Origin of the sequence: Sphaerotilus sp., assembly GCF_013299175.1 — a bacterium.
In the GTDB taxonomy this organism is placed as follows: domain Bacteria; phylum Pseudomonadota; class Gammaproteobacteria; order Burkholderiales; family Burkholderiaceae_C; genus Sphaerotilus.
The window spans coordinates 26067-52058 of record NZ_JAAFKF010000001.1 but is presented as its reverse complement, the minus strand read 5'-3'; the positions used below and the strand labels follow the sequence as shown (position 1 = coordinate 52058).

Genomic DNA, 25992 nt, shown 5'->3' with positions numbered 1-25992 from the left:
CGCGGGGGTCACACCGCCTCGGGCATCCCCGACTGCAGCGACCGCGTGATCGCCAGCCCGATCCGCGTCGCCTCCATCGCGTCCGACAGCGTGAGCGTCAGCGGCTCGACACCGCGGCAGGCGGCGACGAACGCGCTCATCTCGTGCGCGAACGCCGTCTCGAACCGCTCGTAGAAATCACCAAGCACCGCGTGCGACACCCCGCCCGCGTCGCTGCGGATCACCCGGTCCCGCGCTGCGTGTTCGCCCACCAGCAGCTTGCCGGCCGTGCCGATCACCTCGGTCGTCGTTTCGTGCCCGTGGGCCAGCGTGCGCGAGGCGTAGAACACCGCCTTCGCCCCGCCCTCGAACTCGACGATCGCCAGCCCGTTGTCCACATCGCCGCAGTCGGCCAGTCCGGGGTGCAGCGCGATGGTGCCGGTGGCGAACGCCCGCAGCGCCTTCGGCCGGCCGAGCAGCCAGCGCGCCAGGTCGATGTCGTGGACGCTGCAGTCCATGAAGATGCCACCCGAGGTCGGGGCGAAGCGGACAAAGAAGCCGTCCGGGTCGTTCTTGTCGCAGGTCTGCGAGCGCACGAGGAAGGGCCGGCCGATCTCGCCCGCCTCGACCGCCGCCGCCGCGTTGCGGTAGCTCGGATCGAAGCGCCGCACGAAACCAACCATCGCCACCTGCGCGGGATGCTCGGCCGCGACCGCCAGCACGCGCTCGCAGTCGGGCAGGTTCAGCGCCAGCGGCTTCTCGATGAAGACGTGCTTGCCGGCTTTCAGCACGGCGATGGCCTGGTCGGCGTGCAGCGAGGTCGGCGTGACCAGCACGACCGCGTCCAGACCGGGATCGGCGATGAAGGCGTCGAAATCCGCGTACAGCCGGTCCGCGGCGATGCCCAGCTCGCGGCCGGCGAAGTCGCGCTCGGCCTCGACCGGGCTGCACGCGGCGACCAGATCGACGTGGCGGGTGGAAAACGCCAGGGCTTCGGCGTGACGGCGGCCCAGGCGACCGAGGCCGGCAATGCCGACGCGCAGGCGAGCAGCGGCGGCGGCCATCAGAAGCGAACCGGCTCGCCGCTGAGTGCGCTTTCGCTGGCGGCGTCGGCGAGGATCTGCGCCTTCACGCCGTCGGCGACGGTCGTGCGGAACGGCGCGCCGGTCTGCAAGCACTCGAAGAAGTGCGCCAGCTCCAGCTTGTAGGCCGCGGCGTAGCGTTGCAGGAAAAACGGCTCGGGCTTGTCGCTGGAGATGCCGTTGGCGTCCCACTGGATGACCTGGCTGGGCGTCTGGTTGCCGCACTGCAGCATGCCGGCCGAACCCAGCACCTCGAACCGCTGGTCATACCCATAGGCGGCGCGGCGGCTGGTGTTGATCTGGCAGAGGCGGCCCTTCTTCGTGCGGATCGTCACCGCGGTGCTGTCGAAGTCGCCCAGCTCGGCAATCGCCGGATCGGTCAGCACCGAGCCGGAGGCGCTCAGCCACTCGGCCTCGTCGCCGTCGGCGCACAGGATCCAGCGGAACACGTCCAGATCGTGGATCAGCATGTCGCGGAAGATGCCGCCGGATGCCTTGATGTACTCGGCCGGCGGGGCGCCGGGGTCGCGGCTGGTGATGATCAGCATCTCGGGGTTGCCGATGTCGCCACGGTCCATGCGGGTGCGTGCTTCGTTGAAGGTGGGGTCGAAGCGGCGCTGGAAGCCGATCATGCAGGCCACGCCCGCAGCCTTGACCGCCTCGCCGCAGGCGATGGCGCGCGGCACCGACAGATCCACCGGCTTCTCGCAGAAGATGTGCTTGCCGGCGGCGGCGGCACGGGTGATCAGGTCGGAGTGCGTGGACGTGGGCGAGGTGATGGCGACCACGTCGATCGACGGGTCGGCCAGCACGGCGTCGATGGTCGAGACCTGGGCACCGAGCTGCTGCGAGAGCTGGCTGGCACTGTCGCCGAAGGGATCACAGATGAACTGGAGGTTGACGCCGGGCAGGCTGGCGAGGTTGGTGGCGTGGATGCGGCCGATGCGACCAGCACCGAAAACGGCGACGTTTTTCATGGAAATTCCTAGGCGGACGGAAGGTGCGGCAGGGTGGTGAATCGGGGGTGAACTATAGCGATGGGTTCCTTATTTTGGAAAAAATTTTCCATCGGTGTTTTCCATAGAACATCTTTTTACTCGATCACGCCACAGGACCGCGCCACAGACTGCGGCCCATGAAGACCCACCACCGCATGCTCTGCCTGCCCTCGGTGCTGCTCGCGCTGGCCGCAGGGTTGGCCCACGCCGCACCCGATGCCACCCGCGGCCAGGCGCTCTATGTCGAAGGCCGGCTCCAGGATGGCCGCGCCCTGCAGGCCCGCCGCGCGGAATCGCCGGACATGGCGGGAACGGCGGCGGCGTGCGTGCAGTGCCACCGGCGCAGCGGGCTGGGCGACCAGGAGGGGCTGCTGCGCATTCCGCCGATCACGGCCGCCAGCCTGTTCGCGCCCGGCCAGCCGCTCACTATCCGACGCACCGCCACGGGCAGCGCACCACCCGGCACGCGGGTCGAATCCCGTTCGGCCTACACCCCCGAGACCCTGGCGCGCGCGCTGCGCAGCGGCGTGGACCCGGATGGCAAGGCGTTGAGTTCCTGGATGCCGCGCTACGACCTCGACGAGGCGGCCGTGGCCGATCTGCTGGCCTGGCTGGAGCGGCTCGGGCCGGTCGGCGACACGGTGCTCCGCGGATTGGACGGCACCCGGCTGCACCTGGCCACCATCGTCACGCCCGATGCGCCAGCCGACCGGCGCGAGGCGGTGGAGACGACGCTGGCGGCCTGGGCGCGCCAGCAGACGTTTGGCCAGGTCCGCGTGGCGCTGCATGTCTGGACCCTCACCGGCCCACCCGCCGAGTGGGCCGCGCAGTTGCAGCAGCACCTGCGGGCGCAGCCGGTGTACGCGGTGGTGTCGGGTGCCGGGGCGGCGCAATGGGCGCCGGTCGAGGCGTTCTGCGAAGCGCAGGCGCTGCCCTGCGTGTTTCCGCTGATCGACCAGGTGCCGCCCACGACCGCCGCCCAGCCGCGCCACCACACGCTCTACCTGTCGGAAGGCGTTCTCGCCGAAGCGCGCGTGGCCGCACGGGCGCTCGACACCCTGGGCACCCCGCCGTCGCGCCTGCACCTCTGGTTCGACACCGAACTGGGGGCCGCAGCGGCGCGGGAGTTCCAGGCGCTGCAGACCCGGACGGACAGTGCCGTGCCCGTGCGGCTGCGGGATCTGCGCGTGCAGCCGCTGGCGCCGGGTGAGCCGCTCGGTGCTGCGCAGGAGCTGGTGGTGGCTTGGCTGGCCACGCCGCAGGTCGGCGCCCTGCTCGCGGCACGCGGCGCGGCCGGCGACGACAGCCGGCCCTCGCTGTGGCTGTCCGCACACCTGGCACCACCGGAGGCCCTGGACGCGCTGGGGCTGCCGGCGGTGTGGCGGCCGAAGGTGCGCTGGGCCTCGGTGCAGAACACCCCGACGCAGTTCCACGCCGCCGCCGCCACCGGCCTGAAACCGTGGCTGCGCACGCTGGGGCTGGACCCCGCCAGTGCCACCGTGCTGCAGGGCGAGGTCTACGCCGCGGCCTTCTTCTTCACCGATGCGCTGCGCCGCAGCCGCGGAGCGTGGTCGGTCGAGCATGTGCTGGAGCGGCTCGAATCGGGCGTGAACAACCGGGCAGCGGCGGGCCGCTTCGTGCGCCTGTCGCTCGGACCCGGCCAGCGCATCGCCGCCCAGTTCGGCCAGATGCAGGGCTGGGCACCGCCGCTCCACCAGACCCTGGTGCCGCTGTCGCCGGTGCTCAACGCCAACCGCTGACCGGCGCCTGCGGCAGGGCGATCAGGCCACCAGGAACCACCGCATCATGTCGTGGTCCTCGTGCGACAGGATGTGGCAGTGGTAGACGAACTTGCCTGGCCGGTCGAAGGTCATGACGATGCGCGTGACCTGCCCCGGCGGGCAGGTCACCGTGTCCTTCCAGCCGCTCTCGGTAGCCGCCGGTGCCACGGCCGCCCCCAGCAGCGGCGCACCCGGCAGGAGCTTCACGCCAGTCCAGCCATTGCGCATGGCCGTCGGCTGCGTGTTGGCGGGATCGAACGCCTGGCGGTTCTTGATGCGGAACTTGACCAGATGCAGGTGGACCGGGTGGGCGTCGAGCGTCGTGTTCCAGAACTCCCAGACCTCGGTGCTGCCCAGGCGGGGCGTCTCGGTCACGGGGTCGTTGAAGCCCTGGGTGCCGAGGTTGCTGGCGCCGGTCGGGTCGTAGACGCCGAGCATGGGGTTGATGCGGCCGTACTCGTCCGAGCCTTCGCCCAGCAGGATGCGGCGCACGGGCGTGGCCGCCGTGTCGCCCAGTGCGGCGGGCAGCAGTGCCGTGCCGTTGCTGCCGCGCAGTGCCGTGGTACTGCCCATGACCGCCCTCGGCACCAGCAGGTTGGCCAGCAAACCCACCTTGAAGCGCATCACCGTCGCCGCCCCCGCCGACGGCGGCCCGCCCGCCGGGAAGGGCGTGGGCGCCGAGTTCAACAGGTCGATCTGCCCCCCGAGGAGCCAGGCCCACGAGAAGTCGATCACCACGTCGTAGCGTTCACCCGGCGCGATGGTCAGGCCCGCCGCGCCGACCGGCACGGGGTTGTTGAGCAGACCGACATCCGTGCCGATGACGGACATCGGCACCCAGCTCGGCGCCGAGTTCCTGAGCGTGAAGAAGCGCGAGTCCGAGGCGTTGAGCAGGCGCAGGCGGTAGGGCCGCGGCTCCACCGACAGGCTGGGCCACGCCTTGCCGTTGACGAGGATCACGTCGCCGAACACCTCGGGCATGTGGCTCGGGCTGCCGGGCGGGAAGGCGCCCGACAGCGGCAGGTTCAGCGGCGCGAAGTTGGCCGGGTTGGACGCGTAGACGAACTGGCCCTGGGCGTCGAAGGTGCGGTCCTGCAGCACCAGCGCCACCTCGTGCTGCGCGGCCGGGAGTCTCCAGGCGGACTGCAGCGCCTTTTCATTGGCGTCGCGCACGACGTACAGCCCGGCCAGACCCGCCTGCACGTTCACGCCGGTCAGGCTTTCGGCATGGTCGTGGTACCAGTGCAGCGAGGCTTCCTGGGTGTTGTCGTAGACGTAGGTGACGGCCTCGGCGGTGCCGACCTGCACGGCGTTGCCCGTGATGCCGGGTCCGGTCTGGCGGCGCAGCGGGGTGGCCCACTGGTCGGGACCGCCATCGAACTCGGCCGCCGAGTTGCTGCCATGGTGGTGAACCGCCAGCGGCACGCCGGTCGTCGGCGTCTGGAGGGTCATCGTCTGGTCGATGGGCAGGATGTGCGGCAGCGCCTGGCCACTGGCGTTGACGAGCCGGTTGACCCAGTGGACGGTGATCGGCACGCCCTTGCTGACCTGCAGCGTGCGGCCGGGGAAGGTCGGGCCAGTTTCCTGGTTGGCATAGCCCCAGATGGTGGTGGCGATGCCCGGCACGCCCAGCACGTCCGCCGTGGCCTGCCCCGCGCCGATGGTGTAGTCGGTGGCGCCAACGGTGGGCTTGTAGATGGACGCCGCCGCCAGCGGGTTGGGCAGCACGTTGGTGAAGCGCCGCGCCCACGCCTGTTGCCACAGCGCCGGGTCCGAGGTCATGGCCCATCGGGTGTTGGTGCCCTGCACCGCCGCACGGGCCACGCCCGGCACCAGTGGCAACACCGCCGCCGTGGCTGCGGTGGCTGCAGCTCCGGCAGAAAAACGCAGGAAACGGCGGCGGCTGGAAGGCATGTCAGGGTGGTCGTGCATGGTGTGTTGGCAGGGATGGAAGGGGAATCGGGAGGTCAGGCGGGCTTGAGTCGGCGGTATTCGTCCAGCAGTCGCTGTGGACTCACCAGTCCCTCCAGCCGCACCCAGACCGGGCTGGCCGGCGCGCGCAGGAAGACCACCGGGTCGTGGTTCATCTTGTCACCGCGCCAGGCGCCGAACGCGCGTTGCACGGTCTCGGCGCTCTGCGGATCGCCGGTGAGGAAGGCGCCAGTGGCACCGCGGCTGCGCGCGTGTTCGGCCAGCCGGGTGGCGGTGTCATGGTCGGGGTCGATCGACACGGACACGACGTTGACCTGCCGCGCCTCGCTGCCGAGGGCGCGCACGAACTCGTCGATCACCTGGCTGGTCACGGGGCAGACCGTGGTGCAGGAGCTGTACATGAAGGTCATCACCACCGGCCGGCCATCGTCGAGCAGCGGGCGCAGCAGCCGGGGACGGCCATCGGCGGCCAGCAGCTTGACGGCGGGCACCTGGTAGGTCTGCTCCGTGCGGCGCACGCCCGAGGGTGCGGCGGATTCAGCGTGGGCCGCCGTGGCCAGCACACCGGCCAGAACAGCAGACAGCACGCGGGTCAACAGGTACAAAAAAGTCTTCATTTGTTTACAAATTTACATTTTGATTCATATTAACAAGACCAAAGGACGGTGCAAACCCCTGAACACCCCGTGCCCCTCAAGCCGGCAGCGGGAATAGAGGGGGTTAAGGCGATCGAAATTCGTCTCAATCGCTGAAAATTGATCGAAGCACTGAAACCACGGACAACGCTGTCAAGCCCCCAGGAAATCACCATGAAGCCAGCAGGACAACCCCCACGCCACACCACGCCCACCGGCACCTCCTGGCCCCTGCGGGGCGTGGCGGGACTCGCCGTGGTGGTCGGGGCCGCGGTCTGGATCGGGAGCAGCCTCTACCGCACCGCGCCAGGCGACACCGCCACCCCGGCACCCATACCGACGGCCACGCCCGCGGGGCCGGGGCTGCCCGTGGTGGCGATGCCCGGCACGCTGCCCTCCGGCGCCGAGCTGCCCGCGAACCTGCCACCCGGCCTCGCCCTGGTCGGCACCGCTCCGAGCGCCCAGCCACCGCTGGCCACGCTGCTGCTGGACGGCAGGCTGCAGTCGCAAGCCCTCGGCTCGGCCGTGGCGGGTTCGGGCCTGCGGGTGCGCGAGATCACGGCCGAGGGGATCACGCTCGGCCTGCAGGACGGCCCGCCGCCGTACAGCCTGCGCGTGACCTCGGCCGCCGACACCGCACGCCTGATGGCCGAAGCCCGCACCCAGCGCGCCAGCGACCGCCCGCTCCCGCCGGCCCTGGCCCCCGCGGAACTGCTGGTGCAGCGCGACGCCGACCGGCCCGGCAAGCTTCCCGAGGACATGCAGGTCGCGGTGCGCCGCCAGCGCACGGCCACCGGTACGCCCTGAGCGCAGGGCAATGATCAAAAATGGTCAACGCGCCTGCTGCAGCCGGTGCGAGGCGTCCCTAGAGTGCCGGAGCTGATCCCCCCACCGAACGAGACAGACCGAGACCGCCCATGACCCAGACCCTCCACTTCGCCCTCAACCGCATGGCCGTGCCGCGCGCTCGCTTCGCCGACTTCGCCGCCATGGCGCGCCGCCTGGGCGTAACGGCCATCGAGATCCGCAACGACCTGCCCGACATCGAGATCGGCGACGGCGTGCCGGCCACCGAGATCGGCGCCATCGCGAAGGCCCACGGCCTGACGATCCGCTCGATCAACGCGCTGCAGCGTTTCGAGCAGTTCACCCCCGAGCGCGAAGCCGAAGCCATCGCCATGGCGCAATACGCCCGCGACTGCGGCGCCGAAGCCCTGGTGCTGTGCCCGACGAACAACCGCGGCGACAAGCGCACGGCCGAGGCGCGCCACGCCGCGCTGGTCCACGCGCTGACCTCGCTGAAGCCGATCCTCAACGACCACGGCCTGGTCGGGCTGGTCGAGCCGCTGGGTTTCGAGGAATGCGCCGTGCGCCGCAAGTCGCAGGCCGTGCGGGCCTTCGAGGAGATCGGCGCCGACAGCACCTTCCGCGTCGTGCATGACACCTTCCACCACCACCTCGCCGGCGAAGGCTTGTTCTTCCCCGCGTGGACCGGTCTGGTCCACATCTCCGGCGTGGAAGACGCGGCCGTGCCCGTGTCCGACATGCGCGACGGCCACCGCGTGCTGGTCGGCGGCGAGGACCGCCTGGGCAATATCCCGCAACTGCGCACGCTGCTGGACGCAGGCTATACCGGCTTCGTCTCCTACGAGCCGTTTGCCGAGGAAATCGCCGCCGCCACCGACATCGAAGCGCGTCTGGCCGCCAGCATGGCGCACCTGCAAGCGGGCGTCGCCGCCCTTGCCAACGCCGCCTGAGCGTGGCATCAAGGCGGGATGACTGACGCTGTCCCGCCCCCTGCCCCCGCCGTGCGCCGCAAGCGCGGCGCCCGCTTCACCGAGATTGCTGCCGCCGCCGGTGTCAGCATGGCCACCGTCAACCGCGTGCTGAACGAACACGGCGGTGTCTCGGCGGACACCACGGCCCGCGTCATCGCCGCGGCGCGCCAGCTCGGCGTGCCGCGGGTGCTGCCCGATCCGCGCCATGGCCTGACGCGCTTCGACGTGGTGCTGGCGCGCAGCACGACCCCCTATTTCCGCCGCCTGGAACTGGCGCTGACCCGCTCGGCGCAGATGCTGGACCGGCGCATCCTGGTCCACCGCCACACCGTCGAGGCCACCCACGCTGCACAGGTGGAAGACCTCCTCAGCCGGCCGCGCCACCGCCGCGACGGCCTGATCGTGGCGCTGCACGACACGCCGCCGGTGCGCGCCATGCTGCGCCGCCAGATCGAACTGGGCGTGCCGGTGGTCACGCTGATGAGCGGGATCGGGGGCATGGGCGACGTGCCGGGGCTGCACTACGCCGGCATCGACAACCTCGCCGCGGGCCGCACCGCCGGGCACTTCATCGGCCGCCTCGCCCAACGGCCGGGCCGCGTGCTGCGGCTGACGAATACGCTCGACTACCGCGCCCACGCCGACCGGCTGCGCGGCTGCGCCGAGGTGCTGGCGGAGCGGCATCCCCTGATCGACCCTGGTGCGCCCGTGCCCTGCCACGACGACGCGGACCGCTGCCAGCTCGCGCTGCGCCACGCATTGGCCGCTGCACAGCGCGACGGCGTGCCGCTGGTCGGCCTGTACCACAGCGGTGCCGGCTCGGCGGGCATCGCGGCCGAACTGCAGCGGCTCGCGCCGGCCGAGCGCCCGGTCTGGGTCGGCCACGAACTCAGCGACGAACACCGCACGCTGCTGCGCCTGGGTCTGCTCGACCTCGTGATCGACCAGGATCCGGACGGGCAGATCGCCAGTGCGCTGCACCACCTGCTGCACGCCAGCGGCCATGTCGAGCAGCCCGCACCGGCCGAGCCGAACGAGTTTCGCCTGTTCTGCGCTGAAAATATCCGCGGCGGGCCGTATCTGGCGGGCTGATGGGCGCCAATGCCGCCGACAATCGCGCCCGTCTCAGAGCACGCGACCCCCCATGGCTTCCAAGCGCACGGCAACGACGCCCCCCGATCCAATCCCCGACCCGACCACCCTGCCTGTGCCCACCCAGCCGCCCACGCGACCGAAGGTGACCGCCAGCGACGTGGCCAAGGCGCTCGGGGTCAGCCCGGCCACCATCTCCAACGCCTTCAACCGCCCGGACCAGCTCTCGGTGACGCTGCGCACCGAAATCATCAGCCGCTCGCGCGAGCTGGGTTACTTCGGCCCGGATCCGGCGGCCCGTGCGCTGCGGCGGCGCGACGAGGTACGTGAAGTGGCCGTCGTCTACCACCACGGGCTGGAGTTCGCGCTCAGCGACCCGATCAGCCTGGACTTCCTGCGCGGCGTCAGCCATGAACTCGACCAGCGGGCGCTGTCGCTGCAGCTCATCCCCAAGCTCGGCCGCGACCTGCAGCTCGCCGCCGCCTTCCAGACCACCGCCGACGCACTCATCGTCCATGCGGAGATCGGCCCCAACCTCGTGCCGGAAGTCGTGGCCGCGCGCAAGCCGCTGGTGCTGGTGGACACGGTGGTGGAGGGTGTGCCAGCCATTGGCATCGAGGACCGCAACGGCGCCGAGCAGGCCATGGCGTATGCGCTGTCGAAGCAGCCCGACCGCGTGCTGGCCGTGTGCTTCACGCTCAACGGCCAGCAGCGCCGGCACGCGATGGCCAGCGGGCGCAAGGTGCAGCCACGCAGCACGTCGGTGGCGATCGAGCGGCGCATCGGCTACGTGCAGGCCGCCCGCCGCATGGGCCGCCCGATCGACACGATCGACTGGATCGAGGTGGACGACACGCGCCCGGAATTTTCCGCACAGGCACTGGCCGCGCTGCGACCGTCGTTGCCGTCGGGCAGCCGGCTCGCCATTGTGGCAATGACCGATCGCATGGCCCTGGCCGCGCTGGCCGAAGTGCGCCAGTGGCAGGACATGGTGCTGGCCGCGGCCGTCGGCTTCGACGACATCCCGGCCGCACACGCCGCCGGACTCACCACCGTCCGCCAGGACGCGCACCGCAAGGGTGTGCTGGCCGTCCAGGCCCTGCTGGACGGGCTGCGCCCCTCCCTGCTGGGGGTCGAGCTGGTGGTGCGCGACACCTGATCTGCCGGGATTGCGGCCGGATCAGGTTTTCCCTCACCTAGGGAAAAACCTGACTTTGCACAACTTGACGATCGTCTGAACCGATTCAGAATGGCAACCATGCGTCATCTGAATCGATTTAGTTCGCACGAACACCGGCAAACACCCACGAGGAGCATCGACATGCAAAGCAACAAGGCACTGCTGCCCTTGGCCCTGGCCATCGGCAGCCTGTTCACCGCCACGGCCGTCCGCGCCGATGGCATCGACGTTCACGGCTACGTGCGCAGCCAGGTCGGCGGCACCACCGCGGGCGGCAACCTGCAGTGCTTCGGCGAAGGCACCTGGCCGATCCGCTCGAAGTACCGCCTCGGCAATGAGTGCGACAACTTCGCCAGCATCACCACCTCGGTGCCCTTCGGCAAGTCCGACGGCGCCTGGGCCAAGTTCCACCAGACCCTGTCGTTCAAGGAAAAGGGCAAGCAGCCCTGGGAAGACACGACCGACAACAAGAACTTCAACATCGCCAGCGAGCAGGCGTACATCGAGGCCGGCGGTTTCTTCGACGGCAGCCCGGCGCTCGACGGCGCCAAGCTCTGGGTGGGCAAGCGGTTCTACAACCGCCACGACATCCACATGAGCGACTACTACTACTGGGGCAACAACGGCACCGGCGCCGGCATCGAGGAGATCAACCTCGGCGCGGCCAAGGTGTCGCTGGCCTACTTCCAGAACGGCGGCAACGCCAACGCGGTCGATGACATCGTCGGCAAGCGCGTCTCGGCCCGCTTCTACGACGTGAACGTCAACCCGAACGGCAAGCTCGAAGGCGAACTCGTCCTGCTCAGCGGCAGCACCGCCTCCAAGGACGCCACCAAGGAAACCGGCAAGGGCACGATGCTGTTCCTGCAGCACACCCAGACCGGCCTGGTGGGCGGCTGGAACAAGGCCAGCCTGGTCATCGGCGAGAAGCTCGGCAGCGGCTTCGAGTGGCTGCCGTCCTACCAGGGCGGCGGCGTGGCCAAGGGCAAGTCGTGGCGCCTCCATGACCACTTCTACTTCTCGCCGGCCGGCACCAAGGTCAGCGGCGTCGTGACCGCCAGCTACGGCCGCGCCAACTTCGGCGGCGACAACGACAACGTCTGGGCCAGCGTCGGCATCCGCCCGCAGTACAACTACAGCGACCTGCACAGCACCGCCGTCGAGATCGGCTACGACCAGGGCAAGACCGACGGCGGCAGCAAGCCCAAGATCGCCAAGGTCACCGTGGCGCAGCAGCTCACGCTGCAGAGCGGCTTCTGGGCGCGTCCGGCGCTGCGGGCCTTCGTGACGCACGCCAAGTGGAACGACGCGGCCGGCACCCAGGCCAACGGCGTCTTCGGCACCAAGAAGAGCGGCACGACCTACGGCTTCCAGGCCGAGGTGTGGTGGTAAGCACGGTCAGCCCAGTCAGCACCGCATGAACACGACCAACCTCAGGGAAGAACGCAGCCCGCCCGACGCCGACTGGTGGCGCGGCGCGGTGCTGTACCAGGTCTACCCGCGCAGCTTCGCCGACCACAGCGGCGATGGCGTGGGGGATCTGCCGGGCCTCCTCGACCGGCTCGGCTACCTCGCCGGGCTGGGCGTGGACGCGGTCTGGATCTCGCCGTTCTTCAAGTCGCCGATGAAGGACTTCGGCTACGACGTCGAGGACTACCGCGCCGTCGATCCGCTGTTCGGCACGCTGGACGACTTCGACCGGCTGGTGGCGCAGGCCCACGCCCTGGGGTTGAAGGTGCTCATCGACCAGGTGGTGTCCCACACCGCGGACACCCACGCCTGGTTCCGGGAAAGCCGGTCGAGCCGCGACAACCCGCGCGCCGACTGGTACGTCTGGGCGGACGCGCAGCCGGACGGCTCGCCCCCCAACAACTGGCTGAGCGTGTTCGGCGGCTCGTCGTGGCAGTGGGACACGCGGCGCCGGCAGTTCTACCTGCACAACTTCCTGGCCGCGCAACCGGACCTGAACTTCCACAACCCGGCCGTGCGCGCCGCGGTGCTGGACGACATCCGGTTCTGGCTGGACCGTGGCGTGGACGGATTCCGCTTCGACACGACCAACTACTACTTCCACGACCTTGCGCTGCGGCCGAACGCGGCGCTGCGCCCGGACGCACCCGATGCGGTCGCCTACGCGCACAACCCGTATGACATGCAGGTACACGTCCACGACAAGAACCGCCCGGAGAACGTGCAGTTCCTGGAGGAAGTGCGGGCGCTGCTGAACGTCTATGGGGCCACCTCCGTCGGCGAGGTAGGCGATGCGGACGCGCTGGCGACGATGCTCGACTACACCGCCGGCGACAAGCGGCTGCACATGACCTACAGCTTCTCGATGCTGTCGCCGGACGCGAGCGTCGCGCACCTGCGCAAGCAGGTCGAGCAGTTCGAGGCCGCGGCGGCAGCACCCGGCCAGGGCGGCTGGGCCTGCTGGACCATCGGCAACCACGACGCCGACCGCGTGCTCACGCGCTGGAAAGGCACCGAATCGCCACAGTCCTTCGTGCGCGTGATGCTGACCATGCTGGCGAGCCTGCGCGGCAGCGTGTGCTGGTACCAAGGAGACGAACTCGCGCTGCCACAGGCCGACCTGCCCTTCGAGGCGCTGGTCGATCCACCGGGCATCGCCTTCTGGCCCGAGTACAAGGGCCGCGACGGCTGCCGCACGCCGATCCCGTGGGAGGCCGACGCGCCACACGCCGGCTTCAGCGGCGGGCAGGACGTGACACCGTGGCTGCCGGTGCCCGAGGCCCACCGCCGGCTGGCCGTGGACGCCAGCGAAGCCGACCCGAACGCACCGCTGCACTACATGCGCAGCCTGCTGCCCTGGCGGCGCTCGTTCCCGGCGCTGGTCAAGGGCGGCATCCGCTTCCTGGACGCGCCCGAGCCGGTGATGGCGCTGGTGCGCGAGGCGCCGGCCCGCAACCTCGGCCCGTCGCTGCTGATCGTGCTCAACCTGGGCACGGCGCCGGTCCAGATCACGCTGGACAACGCGCCGGCCAGCGTCCCCATGACCGTGCCGGGCCTGCCCGATGCCCAACGCGCGCGCCGCACGGGCCACCAGTTCTCCTTGCCCGTCCACGGCATCTACTTCGGCGCACTGGAAGGCGCACCCCATGGCTGATCTGCACTTCAAGGCGCTGCGCAAGTCCTTCGACCAGACGGAGATCCTGCACGGCATCGACCTGGACGTGGCCGATGGCGAGTTCATGGTCTTCGTCGGGCCGTCCGGCTGCGGCAAATCGACCATGCTGCGCTGCATCGCCGGGCTGGAGGAGATCACCTCGGGCGAGCTGCACATCGGCGGCCAGCGCGTCAACGACATCCCGCCCTCGAAACGCAGCATCGCGATGGTGTTCCAGAGCTACGCGCTCTACCCGCACATGTCGGTGGCCAAGAACATGGCGTTCGGGCTGAAGCTGGCCGGGATGAACCAGTCCGAAATCGACACCGCCGTGCAGCGCGCCGCGCAGATCCTCAAGATCGAGCCGCTGCTGGCGCGCAAGCCCAAAGACCTCTCCGGCGGCCAGCGCCAGCGGGTCGCGATCGGCCGCGCCATCGTGCGCAAGCCGGGGGTGTTCCTGTTCGACGAGCCGCTGTCGAACCTGGACGCCGCGCTGCGGGTGCAGATGCGCGTCGAGCTGGCCCGGCTGCACCGCGAACTCCAGACCACGATGGTCTACGTCACCCACGACCAGGTCGAGGCGATGACGCTGGCCAGCCGGATCGCCGTGTTCCACGCCGGCGTGATCGAGCAGGTCGGCACGCCGATGCAGCTCTACCACCAGCCGGCCAACCTGTTCGTGGCGGGCTTCATCGGCTCGCCGACGATGAATTTCATGCCCGGCAAGCTCGAATCCGCCACCGCCGAGCGCGCCGAGGTCCGCCTCGACAGCGGCCACCTCGTCACGGCGCACGTCGATGCCAGCCGGCTGCAGCGCGGCGCGGCGGTGACGCTGGGCGTGCGGCCGGAGCATCTGCAAGCCAGCACGCAAGCCGGCGACAACGAGGTCCGCGGCACAGTGCAGGCCGCCGAGCACCTCGGCGACGTGACCTATCTCTACCTGCAGGTGGCCGGCGTGCCGCAGACCGTCGTGTCCCGCACCGATCCTGAAAATCCGCTGAACAGCGGCGACACGGCGCACCTCGTGCTGCCGCCACACCGCTGCCACCTCTTCGACGCGCAAGGGCTGGCCCTGCCGCGCCGGACCTGATCCCGCCGATCCCGTCATCGATTCAAGCTCCAAGGAACCGCCATGCCCTCCACCCGCTCCACCTTCGCGCTGTCCACCCTCGGCGCCGCCCTGCTCGCTGCGGGTGCGTTCACTGCTCCGGCCGCGCTCGCCGCCGAACCCGGCAAGCTGCTGATCTGGTACAGCACCGACGGCGCCAAGGGCATGCAGAAGGTCGCCGCCGAGTTCACCGCCAAGACCGGCATCCCCGTCACCGTCGAGGCGCCCGAAGACGGCCCCGGCAAGTTCCAGCAGGCCGCAGCCGGCGGCAAAGGCCCCGACATCTGGATCTGGGCACACGACCGCGCAGGCGAATGGATCGCGGGCGGCCTGATCGTCCCGGTGACGCCGAGCAAGAAGGTGCAGGCGGACATCGACCCGCTGGCGTGGAAGGCGTTCAGCATCGGCGGCAAGACCTGGGGCTACCCGTACTCGATCGAGGCGATCTCGCTGGTCTACAACAAGGCGCTGGTCAAGACGCCGCCGAAGACCTTCGAGGACGTGCTCGCGCTCGACAAGCAGCTCCAGCCGCAGGGCAAGCGCGCCATCCTCTGGGACTACACCAACACCTACTTCACCTGGCCGCTGCTGGCCGCAGGCGGCGGGTATGCGTTCAAGCAGAAGGCGGACGGCACCTACGACGGCACCGACGTGGGCGTGAACAACGCGGGCGCGGTGGCCGGTGTCGAGCTGCTGAACAAGCTGCTGCGCGAGAAATACATGCCGCTCGAATCTGGCTACGCCGAGATGGAAGGCGCGATGGCGCAGGGCAAGGTCGCGATGATGATCAACGGCCCGTGGTCGTGGGACAACCTGAAGAAGGCCAACATCGACTACGGCGTGGCGAAGATCCCGGCGGTCAACGGCCACAAGGCGGCGCCCTTCGTCGGCGTCAAGGGCGCGATGATCAACAAGGCGTCGCCGAACAAGGACCTGGCGGTCGAGTTCATCGAGAACTACATGCTCACGCCCAAGGGGCTGAAGGCGCTCAACGACGCCGAGTCGATCGCCGTGCCCGCCAGCAAGGCGTTCTTCGAGGAGGTGAAGTCCAACCCGCACATCGCCGCGACGATGGCCTCGGCGCAGGACGGCGCCCCGATGCCCAACAACCCCGAGATGGGCCGCTTCTGGTCGGCCATGGTCTCGTCGCTGGGCAACCTCATGGACGGCCGCCAGTCGCCCAAGGAAGCGATGGACGCCGCCGCCAAGCGCATCCTGAGCAAGTGATCGACGTGACCCCGTGAGCATCGGCCCCGCATGAGACTCGATCACTTCGTTCGCCGCTGGACCGGCCCCGCGCTGCTGGCCGTGCTGGTGCTGGGCGCGCTCTACCTCGTCACGCTGATGTACGCCGTCGGCGAGACGCTGCTGGCGGGGATGCTGCTGGTGCTGGTCGCGCTGGCGGCGTGGACCTACACCTCGGCGAAGACGATGGCGCTGCGCTACCTCTTCCCCGGCATCGCGGCGGCGGCGGTGTTCGTGGTCTTCCCGATGCTCTACACGGTGTCGATCGGTTTCACCAACTACAGCTCGCGCAACCTGCTCGACTTCGAGCGGGCGCGGCAGTATCTGGTGGATGAAACCTACCAGGCCGAGGGCGGGGTGTTCTCGTTCGCGTTGATCGGCTCGGAGGGCACGTTCCGCCTGCGCCTGCAGGACCAGGACGACGAGAAGAAGGTCTTCGCCTCGCCGCCGCTGACCTTGGACGGCACCGCCGCAGAGATCCGCCTGAGCGCAGCCGACGAAGCCACGGCCAGCGCCGACGCCGCGCCGCTGACCGAGGTGATCGCCCGCCAGAAGCTGCTCAAGCCGCTGACGCTGGTCACGCCCGACGGCGTCAAGGTGCGCATGGCCTCGCTGCGCCAGTTCAGCCCGGTGCAGCCGCTCTACGCCGCGCAGCCCGACGGCACGCTGAAGAGCCTGCGCGACGACGTGGTGCTCACGCCCAACTTCAAGACTGGCTTCTTCGAGACAGCGGCGGGCGAGCCGGTGGCGCCAGGCTTCAAGGTCGGTGTCGGTCTGGCGCACTACGCCCGCATCTTCACGGACAGCAAGTTCCGCGAGCCGTTCGGGCGCATCTTCCTGTGGACGGTGGCGTTCTCGGGGCTGACCGTGCTGTTCGCCGCGTCGCTGGGGATGCTGCTGGCGGTGCTGCTGAACTGGGACAGCCTGCGCTTCAAGGGCGCGTACCGGCTGGCGCTGTTCCTGCCCTACGCGGTGCCCGGATTCATCTCGATCCTGATCTTCAAGGGGATGTTCAACCAGAACATGGGCGAGGTGAACCTGGTGCTGAACGCGCTGTTCGGGGTCAAGCCGGCGTGGTTCTCGGACCCGTTCCTGGCCAAGGCGATGATCCTGATCGTCAACACCTGGCTGGGCTTCCCTTACATGATGATCGTCTGCATGGGACTCATCAAGTCGATCCCGGCCGACCTGTACGAAGCCTCGGCGGTGGCCGGTGCAGGTCCGATCACCAACTTCACCCAGATCACGCTGCCGCTGATCCTCAAGCCGCTGACGCCGCTGCTGATCTCGTCGTTCGCGTTCAACTTCAACAACTTCGTGCTGATCACGCTGCTGACGGGCGGGCGGCCGGACTTCCTCGACATCAGCGTGCCGGCCGGCTCCACCGACCTGCTGGTGTCCTACACCTTCCGCATGGCCTTCCAGGACTCGGGGCAGCAGTTCGGCCTCGCCTCGGCCATCTCGACGGTGATCTTCTTCATCGTCGCCGCCATCACGCTGGTGCAGATGCGGTTCACGAAGCTGGCCGAGCAGTCGAGCCGCTGAACCGGAACGGAACAGGAGCCTTTCCCCATGGCCATCGTCCTCGACAAGTCCCAACGCTGGCGCGTCATCGCCGCGCACGTCTTCCTGATCGCGCTGTGCCTCCTCGTGGTGTCGCCGTTCCTGATCGTGCTGTCGGTGTCGCTGCGGCCCGGCAACTTCGCCACCGGCAGCCTGATCCCCGACACCCTCAGCCTCGAACACTGGAAGTTCGCCCTCGGCCTGCCCTACCCCGGCCCGGACGGCACGCTGATCGAGCCGGAGCTGCCGGTGCTGAAGTGGCTGTGGAACTCGGTGAAGATCGCCACGCTGTCGGCCTGCGTCACGCTGCTGTTCTCCACCACCGGCGCCTACGCCGTGGCGCGCATGAAGTTCCGGGGTCGCCAGCAGGTGCTGACCGGGATGATGCTGATGCAGATGTTCCCGTCGGTGCTGGCGCTGGTGGCGATCTACGCCATCTTCGACCGCATCGGCGCCGCCTTCCCCGCCTTCGGGCTGGACACGCACTGGGCGCTGCTGCTGGCGTATTCGGGCGGGATCGCGATGCACATCTGGACCATCAAGGGCTACTACGAAACCATCCCGATGGAGGTCGAGGAAGCCGCCAAGGTGGACGGTGCGACGCCGTGGCAGTCGTTCCGGCTGGTGCTGCTGCCGATGGCGCTGCCGATCCTGGTGGTCGTGTTCCTGCTCGCCTTCATCGGCACGGTCATCGAATACCCGGTCGCCTCCGTGCTGCTGCACCGCGAGGAGATGCTGACGCTGGCGGTGGGCACCAAGATGCTCGCCCACGAGCACAACTTCCGCTGGGGCGACTTCGCCGCGATCGCGATCCTGTCCGGTCTGCCGATCACCGCCGTCTTCCTGCTGGCCCAGAAATGGATGATCGCCGGGCTCACCGCCGGCGGCATCAAGGGTTGATTTTCACCACGCCACCCACCTCGAAGGAGACGCTCATGCACACCCGCACCCACACGGCCACCCGACTGCTCGCCGGCCTGACGCTGGCCCTGGCCGCGATGCTGCCCGCCCACGCCACGTCCAACCCCGGCGAAGGCAAGATCGCCATCAACTACAGCCGCTGCGACAAGAACTTCGAGGGCTGGGGCCTGCACATCTGGAAGAACCCCGGCATCCCGCTGCCCGGCGTGGACTGGCAGAAGCCGATGCCGCCGACCGGCAACACCGACTTCGGCGTCCACTGGCACGCCGACATCTCGGAGTTCGGCAGCACAGGCACCGTCAACTACATCATCCACAAGGGCGACTCGAAGGAACAGGGCGGCCGGGACATGAAGTTCGACGGCAAGGCAATCAAGGAAATCTGGGTGCTGGACGGCGACCGCCGCAGCTACACCTCGCTGGACGAGGCGAAGAAGGCCCGCGAAGAAAAACCCTGCAAGTAAGCCCCGCCCAGCCTCAGCCCGCCATGACCCTGCGCCGCCTCTCGACCCGCCTGCTCCTCAGCACCAGCCTCGCCGTGGGCGCGGTCAGTGCGGTCGAGGCGGCGCCACCCGTCCCGACCGACACCTCCCCCGTCGCCGCCGCCGATCCGGGCAGCACGCTGTCACCGGACTGGAAACACGGCCCCTTCATGGAAATCTACGTCCGGGGCTACCAGGACAGCAACGGCGACGGCATCGGCGACCTGCGCGGTGTCATCTCGCGGCTGGACCACCTGAAGTCGCTGGGCATCCGCGGGATCTGGCTGATGCCGGTGATGCGCAGCCAGGACGCCGACCACGGCTACTCGACCAGCGACTACCGCGACATCGAGAAGGACTACGGCACGCTCGCCGACTTCGACGAGCTGCTGAAACAGGCGCATGCACGCGGCATCGGCGTGATCATCGACTACGTCATCAACCACAGCGCCGCCGACCACCCGCTGTTCCGCCACGCCGAGTCGTCGCCCAAAAGCCCGTGGCGCGACTGGTACGTGTGGGAGAAGGACAAGCCGGCCGGCTGGCACATCTACGGCAACACGCCCTGGTACGAATCCGACCACGGCTGGTACTTCGCCGGCTTCTACAGCGAGATGCCGGACTTCAACCTGAAGAACCCGAAGGTGCTCGACTGGCACCACGACAACCTGCGCTTCTGGCTCAACCGGGGCGTGGACGGCTTCCGCTTCGACGCCGTAGGCAACCTCGTCGAACACGGCCCGCTCGCGTGGGAAGGCCAGCCCGAGAACCACGCGATCATGCGCGGCGTGCGCCGGCTGGTGGACAGCTACACGAACCGCTACATGGTCTGCGAGGCACCGGGCGACCCGCTGGCGTTCGGCCAACCCGATTCCTGCGGCTGCTCCTTCGCCTTCGGGCACCAGAACAAGCTCGTCGGCGGTGCGCTCGGCAGCCCGGCGATGCTGGAGCAGGTCGCCAGCTACTTCGAGACCGCCCCGGCGACGATGGCCACCTTCGCTTCAAACCACGACGGTTTCGCGGGCGCCCGGCTGTGGGACCGGATGCGCGGCGATGAAAACGCCTACCGCCTCGTGGCCGCGACCTACCTGCTGCAACCCGGCACGCCCTTCCTCTACTACGGCGAGGAGATCGGTATAGCTGGCGGCAAGGGTCTGAGCGGCGACCACAAACTGCGCACGCCGATGAGCTGGACGGCGGACGCGCAGACGGGTGGCTTCACGACGGCCGAGCCGTTCCGCGCCCTGTCGGGCAACGTGACGACGCATAACGTCGCGGCGCAGGTTGGCGATCCGAATTCGATCCTATCGTTCTACAAAGCTGTGATCGCGCTGCGCAACAGCCGGCCGTCGCTGCAGCAGGGCCGCTACGAGGCGCCGACATCGACCGGCTGGGTGATCAGCTTCCAGCGCGTCCACGCGGGCGAGCGCACGGTGGTCGTCCTCAACTACGGCTTGCAGGCCGCCGCCACGACCGTCGCCGGTCTGCCCGCGAAACAGGCGCTGCGTCCGCTGTGGCCTGCTGCAGGTCGTGCCACGCGCAGCAATGCGCAAGGACAGGCGCGGGTCAAGCTCGGGCCGCAATCGTTCGCCGTGTATGCCGTCGATGCTGCGAAGTAACCGGCACGGCGCCAGCAGCGCCCACGCCCACGCCGCGCTGTTGTCGCTCGCCCTGCTGGCCGGCTGCGGCGGTGGAGGTGGCAGCGACACGCCCGCCATCCCGCCGGCCATCGACACCGCCAGCGTCAGCGCCGTCGCAGCGTCCGATCCCGGCAGCGCCCTGCCCGCCCACTGGCAGCGCGGCGTCTTCATGGAAATCTTCGTCCGCGCCTACCAGGACAGCAACGGCGACGGCATCGGCGACCTCAAGGGGCTGACCTCGCGCCTCGACGACCTGAAGGAACTCGGCATCACCGGCCTGTGGCTGATGCCGATCCACCCGAGCCAGGACCGTGACCACGGTTACGCCGTCACCGACTACCGCGCCGTGGCGCCCGAGTACGGCACGCTCGCCGATCTCGACGAGCTGCTGAAGCAGGCGCACGCCCGTGGCATCGGCGTCGTCATCGACTACGTGATGAACCACAGCGCCGCCGCCCACCCGCTGTTCGCCAACTCGCGCAGCGCGGCGGACAACCCGTGGCGCGACTGGTATGTGTGGCAGAACTCGACCCCTTCCGGCTGGAACATCTACGGCAGCAACCCGTGGTACGGCGCCGGAACCAACGGCGGCAGCGGCCTCGGCAGCTACTTCGCCGGGTTCTGGAGCCAGATGCCGGACTTCAACCTGAAGAACGCCCGCGTCGCCGAGTGGCACCGGGACAACCTGCGCTTCTGGCTGAACCGGGGCGTGGACGGGTTTCGCTTCGATGCGGTCAGCAACCTTGTCGAGAACGGCCCGGCCGCCTGGGAAAACCAGCCGGACAACCACGCGCTGATGGCGGCGGTGCAAGGCGTGCTCGCCGGTTATTCGCGGCGCTTCCTCGTCTGCGAGGCGCCGGGGCAGCCGCGCCGCTACGCCGAGGCCGACTCCTGCGGCAGTGCCTTCGCGTTCGGGCAGCAATACGACATCGTTTCTGCTGCCAAGGGCGACACGGCGGCCATCGCCCGCGTTGCCGCCTACCGCACCACCGCGTCCGACACGCTGGCCGGCTTCGCATCCAACCACGACGGCTTCGCGGGCGAGCGGCTGTGGGACCAGCTCGGCGGCGATGCAGCCAAGATGCGGCTCGCGGCGGCGACCTACTTGCTGTCGTCGCCCACCGCCTTCGTCTACTACGGCGAGGAAATCGGCATGGCGGGCGCCAGCGGCCTGAGCGGCGACCCGGCCCTGCGCACGCCGATGAGCTGGACCGGCAGCACGACCAACGCCGGCTTCACCACCGGGCGCCCGTTCCGCGAGCTGTCGGCCAACGTCGCCAGCGCGAATGTGGCGGCACAGCGCAGCGACCCGGCCTCGCTGCGGTCGTTCTACCGCGACGTGATCGCGCTGCGCCAGTCGCTGCCCGCGCTGACGCTGGGCCAGTACGGCGGCGCGCTGGCGCAGGACACGCGGATGCAGTTCCGCCGCGTGCTGACCACCGCCGTGGGCACCGACACGGTCTGGGTCGGCTTCAACTATGGCGACCGGGCAGCGACGATCGACCTCGCCGACCTGCCGGCCGGGATGACGCTGAGCCGCCGCTGGCCTGCGGGCACCGGGGACGTGACGCTCGACGCACAGGGCCGCGCCACGGTGACGCTACCGGCACGCTCGTTCGCGGTGCTGCAGGCCAACGTCAATTTCTGAGGTCTGAACCGAAGCCATGTCCTTGATCCGGCCCTTGATCCGAACGACCACCCTCGCCGGCCTGCTGCTGGCCGCCGCTGCGGCGCTGGCCGCACCGCCCACCGTCCCCGACACCCACACCCGCCGGGTGCCGAAAGCCAGCGCCGCGCAGATCGCCAGCCCCCTGCCCGCCGACTGGCAGCACGGCGCCTTCATGGAAATCTACGTCCGGGGCTACCAGGACAGCGACGGCGACGGCATCGGCGACCTGAAGGGACTGACCTCGCGGCTCGACTACCTGAAAGACCTCGGCATCACCGGCCTGTGGCTGATGCCGGTGATGGACAGCCAGGACAAGGACCACGGCTACGCGACGAAGCACTACCGCGCCATCGAGTCCGAGTACGGCACGCTCGCCGACTTCGATGAACTGCTGAAGCAGGCCCACGCGCGCGGCATCGGTGTCGTGATCGACTACCTCCTCAACCACAGCGCCGCCGAGCACCCCGCGTTCATCGCCAGCGACAGTGCCGCCCGGCCGAACCCGTGGCGCGACTGGTACGTCTGGCAGCCCACCAAGCCCGACGGCTGGCAGATCTACAACCAGACGCCCTGGTACGAGACCGACAGCGGCGCCTACTTCGCCGGCTTCTGGAACCAGATGCCCGACTTCAACCTGAAGAACCCGAAGGTGGTGGACTGGCACCTCGACAACCTGCGCTTCTGGCTCAACCGGGGCGTGGACGGCTTCCGCTTCGACGCGGTGGGCAACCTCGTCGAGAACGGCCCGGACGCCTGGGAGATGCAGCCCGAGAACCTGAAGCTCATGGGCCGGGTGCGGCAGGTGGTGATGGGCTACCCGAACCGCTACATGGTCTGCGAGGCGCCGGGCGGGCCGATCGCGCTGGCGTCGCCGGACGTGTGCGGTGCGTCGTTCGCGTTCACCCAGAACTTCAACGTCGTCGGCGCGGCGGCGGGCGATCCGGACTCGGTGCGCGACGCCTCGGCCTACTTCACCACCGCGCCGCCGTCGATGGCGACCTTCGCCTCCAACCACGACGCCTTCGCGGGCGACCGGCTGCACGACCAGGTGGGCGGCGACGAGCGGCACATGAAGCTCGCCGCCGCCACCTACCTGCTGCTGCCGGGCACGCCGTTCCTCTACTACGGCGAAGAGATCGGCATGGCCGGCGCCCGCGACCTCAAGGGCGACCACAAGCTGCGCACGCCGATGAGCTGGACCGCCGATCCGAAAACGGCGGGCTTCACGACGGGCGAGCCATTCCGGGCGCTGTCGGCCAACGTGGCGCAGCGCAACGCCGCCGCGCAGCTCGCCGACCCGCACTCGCTGCGGGCGCACTACAAAGCGGTGATCGCGCTGCGCAAGTCGCTGCCTGCGCTGATGCACGGCCGCTACGCCGGGGCACAGGCGCAGGACACGCGGATGCAGTTCCGCCGCGTGCTCACCACCGGCAAGGGCACGGACACGGTCTGGGTCGGCTTCAACTACGGCAACCGGGCCGCGACGCTCGACCTCGCCGACCTGCCCGCCGGGATGACGCTGCGCCGCCGCTGGCCCGCTGGCGCCGAGGACGTGATGCTCGACGCCCAAGGCCGCGCCAAGGTGACGCTGCCGGCTGGCTCATTCGCGGTGCTGCAGGCGGTGCCGGTGCAAGCGCGATGAACCGCCGCCACTGGCTGCTGTCGGCGTCTGGCGCGGCGCTGCTGGGTGCGGGCGCTGGCTGTGGCCATGCACCCGGCACGGCAGACAACACCCGCCCGACCCGCGACCCGGCGCTGTGGCCGTTCGCCTCGGACAGCCCATGGAACACGCCGCTCGGCGATGGCGCTCGCTACACGGCGATCCGCAGCCCCGGTTTCGACCCGACCGCTGGCGCCCGGCTCAACACCCGCCAGTGGAGCCACCCGGTCTTCATCGCCCAGGCCGACGACCCGACCGTGGCGCTGCACCTGCGTGGCCAGAGCCGACCCGTGCGGGTGCAGCGTGTGCCGCCGCAGGCACAGCCGGACCCGATGGCCGATGGCTCGCTGCTGCTGATCGACGTGCCGCGGCGCAGCGTGGTCGAGCTGTGGCGGGCGGAGCGCGTCGGGTCGGATCGCATCGTGGCGGAGGCGGTCGTCGTCAATGCGCTGACCGGCATGGGGCTGGACAGCGCGTGGCATGGGGTGCGGGCCAGCGGCGGTTCGGCGCTCGGTGGCCTGATCCGCCAAGGCGAGCTGGAACGCGGCCTCGGCCATGTGCTCGCGCTGGCCGTGCCGCCGCAGGCGCTCAACCGGCTCGGGCCGCAGGGCAACGCCTGGGTCTGGCCGGCCGCGTCCGCCGACGATGGCGACGGGCGGCGCTACGGCACGGCCGGGAACCTGCACCTCGGCAGCCTGCTGGCGCTGCCGCCCGATCTGGCGCTGGACACGCTCGGCCTGCAAGCCGGGCCGGAAACCGTGCTCGCCCGGGCGCTGCAGGACTTCGGCGCCTGCCTCACCGACACGGTGCGCGAAGGTGGCCCGGTCGCTTTCCAGGGCGAGCCGGAGGTCCACGACAGCGCGGCCCGCATCCGCCCCGAGGCGCTGCGCACGCTGGTCGAGCGGCTGCAGGTGGTCATCAACCACGCGCCGCGCAGTGTCGGCGGCGGCGGTCAGCGCCGGGCACCCCCAGCGCCGGCCTTCAGCCGCGATTGACCCAACGCAAGCGCCAGCACGCCGAGTCAGCAGCGTCGTGCTCAGTGGGCATGGGCGTGCTGGTGGTGCTCATCCGGGGCGTGCGGGTGCAGGTGGTGCATCGGTGCGTGGTGGTGCCGGTGGCTGTGCGGGCCGACCGGCATCGGGTCGTGGTGGTGGAGGTGGTGTCCGTCGCCGTGGGTGTGGGCGTGCTCATGGTCGAGCGGGTCATGCACATGGGCATGTTCATGGTGTTCGGCGAGGTGCAGCACCAGGCCGGCGACCATCAGCACCACCGCCAGCCCAAGACCGACCCCGCCACCGCGCTCGCCCATCAGGAAGGCCAGCAGCGCCCCGATCAGCGGCGCGAAGGTGAACACCGAGCCCGTCCGGGCGGCCCCGAAGGTGCGCTGCGCCAGCAGGTAGAAGCGCAGGCTCAGCCCGTACCCCGTCGCCCCGACCAGGAACAGCCCCAGCGCGGTCGGCCACTGCGGCACCGGTTCGCCCATCACCACCGCCAGCCCCGCGGTCGCGGTCGCCCCCAGCAGACCCTTGAGCATCACGACCTGCCCCGGATCGCGGTCGGCCAGCCGGCGCGACACCGTGTTGTCCACGCCCCAGGCGGCCGTCGCCAGCAGCACCGCCAGCAGACCCCATCCGGCCGCCCGGCCCGCGTCGGCCTGGTCCAGCACCAGCGCCACAGCCCCCAGCGTCAGCAGCGCCATCGCGGCCAGCACCCGGCGATCGACCGCCTCGCCATACCAGCGCCACGCCAGCACCGCGGTGAACACCGCCTCCAGCGTCAGCATCAGGGACGCCGCCGTGGCGCTGGTGTGCTGCACGCCCCAGGCCAGCGCCACCGGCCCGATCACCGCGCCCGACAGCGCCATCGCCAGCAGCGGCCCGAGGTCACCCCGCCGCACCCGGGCCTCGCGCTCGACCGGCTGGCGCAGCAGCACCCCAGTCACCGCCGCCCCCGCGTACAGCAGCGCCGCCGTGGTCAGGCTGCCGACGCCCACCCCCAGCCGCTGCAGCAGCGGCGTGCTGACACCGAACAGCACGGCCGCCAGCAGCGCCAGCCCGCCACCCAGCAACACCGGGCGACGCGATCCCAACCCCGACCCGCGAGAGAAAACAGACTTCGACATG

21 protein-coding genes are annotated in these 25992 nt (G+C 69.8%); 16 read left to right on the top strand and 5 right to left on the bottom strand.

Going from position 1 to position 25992, the window contains the following annotated elements; translation table 11 throughout:
- Nucleotides 1–8: 8 nt before the first annotated feature.
- The gene (locus tag QZW52_RS00260) at nt 9–1043 is read right to left on the bottom strand and encodes a Gfo/Idh/MocA family oxidoreductase (RefSeq protein WP_293993840.1); all 1035 of its coding nucleotides are present in this window, start codon (nt 1041–1043) and stop codon (nt 9–11) included.
- Nucleotides 1043–2038 (bottom strand): inositol 2-dehydrogenase, encoded by a 996-nt coding sequence (gene iolG / locus QZW52_RS00255; RefSeq protein WP_293993839.1) that lies wholly within the window; start codon nt 2036–2038, stop codon nt 1043–1045. Before iolG ends, QZW52_RS00260 begins: the two co-directional genes overlap by 1 nt.
- 158 nt (nt 2039–2196) lie before the next feature.
- Between iolG and QZW52_RS00250 the strand changes: the two genes are divergently transcribed.
- A complete protein-coding gene (locus QZW52_RS00250) occupies nt 2197–3819 on the top strand; it encodes a c-type cytochrome (RefSeq protein WP_293993838.1) in 1623 nt (540 codons plus the stop codon).
- Between the two features lie 21 nt (nt 3820–3840).
- Here the strand turns inward: QZW52_RS00250 and QZW52_RS00245 are convergent, their stop codons facing one another.
- Together QZW52_RS00245 and QZW52_RS00240 are read right to left on the bottom strand one after the other, a co-directional pair.
- Entirely contained in the window at nt 3841–5754 is a 1914-nt protein-coding gene (locus QZW52_RS00245) for a multicopper oxidase family protein (RefSeq protein WP_293993837.1), read from the bottom strand.
- Between the two features lie 53 nt (nt 5755–5807).
- Nucleotides 5808–6389, bottom strand: coding sequence for an SCO family protein (locus QZW52_RS00240; protein WP_293993836.1), 582 nt, complete (start codon nt 6387–6389; stop codon nt 5808–5810).
- Between the two features lie 192 nt (nt 6390–6581).
- Here QZW52_RS00240 and QZW52_RS00235 point away from each other — a divergent pair, with 192 nt between their 5' ends.
- The 15 genes from QZW52_RS00235 (at nt 6582) to QZW52_RS00165 (ending at nt 24864) form a co-directional block, all read left to right on the top strand.
- On the top strand, nt 6582–7214 hold the full coding sequence (locus tag QZW52_RS00235) for a hypothetical protein (RefSeq protein ID WP_293993835.1): 633 nt from the start codon (nt 6582–6584) through the stop codon (nt 7212–7214).
- Nucleotides 7215–7324: 110 nt separating this feature from the next.
- Complete coding sequence (locus tag QZW52_RS00230; protein ID WP_293993834.1) at nt 7325–8164, top strand: TIM barrel protein; 840 nt, start codon at nt 7325–7327, stop codon at nt 8162–8164.
- 18 nt (nt 8165–8182) lie between these two features.
- Entirely contained in the window at nt 8183–9277 is a 1095-nt protein-coding gene (locus tag QZW52_RS00225; protein ID WP_293993833.1) for a LacI family DNA-binding transcriptional regulator, read from the top strand.
- A gap of 52 nt (nt 9278–9329) precedes the next feature.
- Complete coding sequence (locus QZW52_RS00220; RefSeq protein WP_293993832.1) at nt 9330–10436, top strand: LacI family DNA-binding transcriptional regulator; 1107 nt, start codon at nt 9330–9332, stop codon at nt 10434–10436.
- A gap of 162 nt (nt 10437–10598) precedes the next feature.
- Nucleotides 10599–11849, top strand: a complete 1251-nt coding sequence (locus QZW52_RS00215; RefSeq protein ID WP_293993831.1) for a maltoporin — start codon at nt 10599–10601, stop codon at nt 11847–11849.
- Between the two features lie 25 nt (nt 11850–11874).
- On the top strand, nt 11875–13581 hold the full coding sequence (locus tag QZW52_RS00210; RefSeq protein WP_293993830.1) for an alpha-amylase family glycosyl hydrolase: 1707 nt from the start codon (nt 11875–11877) through the stop codon (nt 13579–13581).
- Nucleotides 13574–14671 (top strand): ABC transporter ATP-binding protein, encoded by a 1098-nt coding sequence (locus QZW52_RS00205; protein ID WP_293993829.1) that lies wholly within the window; start codon nt 13574–13576, stop codon nt 14669–14671. The genes QZW52_RS00210 and QZW52_RS00205 overlap by 8 nt, the downstream gene beginning before the upstream one ends.
- 42 nt (nt 14672–14713) lie before the next feature.
- Complete coding sequence (gene malE / locus QZW52_RS00200) at nt 14714–15916, top strand: maltose/maltodextrin ABC transporter substrate-binding protein MalE (protein WP_293993828.1); 1203 nt, start codon at nt 14714–14716, stop codon at nt 15914–15916.
- Nucleotides 15917–15946: 30 nt separating this feature from the next.
- Nucleotides 15947–17479: a maltose ABC transporter permease MalF gene (gene malF / locus QZW52_RS00195; RefSeq protein ID WP_293993827.1), complete on the top strand. Its 1533-nt coding sequence runs from the start codon at nt 15947–15949 to the stop codon at nt 17477–17479.
- A gap of 27 nt (nt 17480–17506) precedes the next feature.
- Nucleotides 17507–18397, top strand: coding sequence for a maltose ABC transporter permease MalG (gene malG, locus QZW52_RS00190; protein WP_293993826.1), 891 nt, complete (start codon nt 17507–17509; stop codon nt 18395–18397).
- Between the two features lie 35 nt (nt 18398–18432).
- Nucleotides 18433–18882: a pullulanase-associated domain-containing protein gene (locus QZW52_RS00185; RefSeq protein ID WP_293993825.1), complete on the top strand. Its 450-nt coding sequence runs from the start codon at nt 18433–18435 to the stop codon at nt 18880–18882.
- Between the two features lie 23 nt (nt 18883–18905).
- Nucleotides 18906–20519 (top strand): alpha-amylase family glycosyl hydrolase, encoded by a 1614-nt coding sequence (locus QZW52_RS00180; protein WP_293993824.1) that lies wholly within the window; start codon nt 18906–18908, stop codon nt 20517–20519.
- A complete protein-coding gene (locus QZW52_RS00175) occupies nt 20506–22188 on the top strand; it encodes an alpha-amylase family glycosyl hydrolase (protein WP_293993823.1) in 1683 nt (560 codons plus the stop codon). The genes QZW52_RS00180 and QZW52_RS00175 overlap by 14 nt, the downstream gene beginning before the upstream one ends.
- 16 nt (nt 22189–22204) lie before the next feature.
- Nucleotides 22205–23851 carry an alpha-amylase family glycosyl hydrolase gene (locus QZW52_RS00170; protein WP_293993822.1) on the top strand — a complete coding sequence of 549 codons (1647 nt, stop codon included), beginning with the start codon at nt 22205–22207 and terminating at the stop codon, nt 23849–23851.
- Nucleotides 23848–24864: a hypothetical protein gene (locus tag QZW52_RS00165; RefSeq protein ID WP_293993821.1), complete on the top strand. Its 1017-nt coding sequence runs from the start codon at nt 23848–23850 to the stop codon at nt 24862–24864. Before QZW52_RS00170 ends, QZW52_RS00165 begins: the two co-directional genes overlap by 4 nt.
- 41 nt (nt 24865–24905) lie before the next feature.
- Here the strand turns inward: QZW52_RS00165 and QZW52_RS00160 are convergent, their stop codons facing one another.
- Nucleotides 24906–25991, bottom strand: coding sequence for a DMT family transporter (locus tag QZW52_RS00160; RefSeq protein WP_293993820.1), 1086 nt, complete (start codon nt 25989–25991; stop codon nt 24906–24908).
- Between the last annotated feature and the right edge of the window lies 1 nt (nt 25992).

Bases quoted from the DNA above. Each gene is read 5' to 3' on its own strand.
- QZW52_RS00210 (WP_293993830.1), top strand. From the start codon at position 11,875: ATGAACACGACCAACCTCAGGGAAGAACGCAGCCCGCCCGACGCCGAC.
- QZW52_RS00205 (WP_293993829.1), top strand. From the start codon at position 13,574: ATGGCTGATCTGCACTTCAAGGCGCTGCGCAAGTCCTTCGACCAGACG.
- QZW52_RS00240 (WP_293993836.1), bottom strand. From the start codon at position 6,389: ATGAAGACTTTTTTGTACCTGTTGACCCGCGTGCTGTCTGCTGTTCTG.
- QZW52_RS00170 (WP_293993822.1), top strand. From the start codon at position 22,205: ATGTCCTTGATCCGGCCCTTGATCCGAACGACCACCCTCGCCGGCCTG.
- QZW52_RS00175 (WP_293993823.1), top strand. From the start codon at position 20,506: ATGCTGCGAAGTAACCGGCACGGCGCCAGCAGCGCCCACGCCCACGCC.
- QZW52_RS00165 (WP_293993821.1), top strand. From the start codon at position 23,848: ATGAACCGCCGCCACTGGCTGCTGTCGGCGTCTGGCGCGGCGCTGCTG.
- QZW52_RS00215 (WP_293993831.1), top strand. From the start codon at position 10,599: ATGCAAAGCAACAAGGCACTGCTGCCCTTGGCCCTGGCCATCGGCAGC.
- QZW52_RS00235 (WP_293993835.1), top strand. From the start codon at position 6,582: ATGAAGCCAGCAGGACAACCCCCACGCCACACCACGCCCACCGGCACC.
- malE (WP_293993828.1), top strand. From the start codon at position 14,714: ATGCCCTCCACCCGCTCCACCTTCGCGCTGTCCACCCTCGGCGCCGCC.
- QZW52_RS00180 (WP_293993824.1), top strand. From the start codon at position 18,906: ATGACCCTGCGCCGCCTCTCGACCCGCCTGCTCCTCAGCACCAGCCTC.
- malG (WP_293993826.1), top strand. From the start codon at position 17,507: ATGGCCATCGTCCTCGACAAGTCCCAACGCTGGCGCGTCATCGCCGCG.
- malF (WP_293993827.1), top strand. From the start codon at position 15,947: ATGAGACTCGATCACTTCGTTCGCCGCTGGACCGGCCCCGCGCTGCTG.
- QZW52_RS00220 (WP_293993832.1), top strand. From the start codon at position 9,330: ATGGCTTCCAAGCGCACGGCAACGACGCCCCCCGATCCAATCCCCGAC.
- QZW52_RS00225 (WP_293993833.1), top strand. From the start codon at position 8,183: ATGACTGACGCTGTCCCGCCCCCTGCCCCCGCCGTGCGCCGCAAGCGC.
- QZW52_RS00185 (WP_293993825.1), top strand. From the start codon at position 18,433: ATGCACACCCGCACCCACACGGCCACCCGACTGCTCGCCGGCCTGACG.
- iolG (WP_293993839.1), bottom strand. From the start codon at position 2,038: ATGAAAAACGTCGCCGTTTTCGGTGCTGGTCGCATCGGCCGCATCCAC.
- QZW52_RS00245 (WP_293993837.1), bottom strand. From the start codon at position 5,754: ATGCCTTCCAGCCGCCGCCGTTTCCTGCGTTTTTCTGCCGGAGCTGCA.
- QZW52_RS00260 (WP_293993840.1), bottom strand. From the start codon at position 1,043: ATGGCCGCCGCCGCTGCTCGCCTGCGCGTCGGCATTGCCGGCCTCGGT.
- QZW52_RS00250 (WP_293993838.1), top strand. From the start codon at position 2,197: ATGAAGACCCACCACCGCATGCTCTGCCTGCCCTCGGTGCTGCTCGCG.
- QZW52_RS00230 (WP_293993834.1), top strand. From the start codon at position 7,325: ATGACCCAGACCCTCCACTTCGCCCTCAACCGCATGGCCGTGCCGCGC.
- QZW52_RS00160 (WP_293993820.1), bottom strand. From the start codon at position 25,991: ATGTCGAAGTCTGTTTTCTCTCGCGGGTCGGGGTTGGGATCGCGTCGC.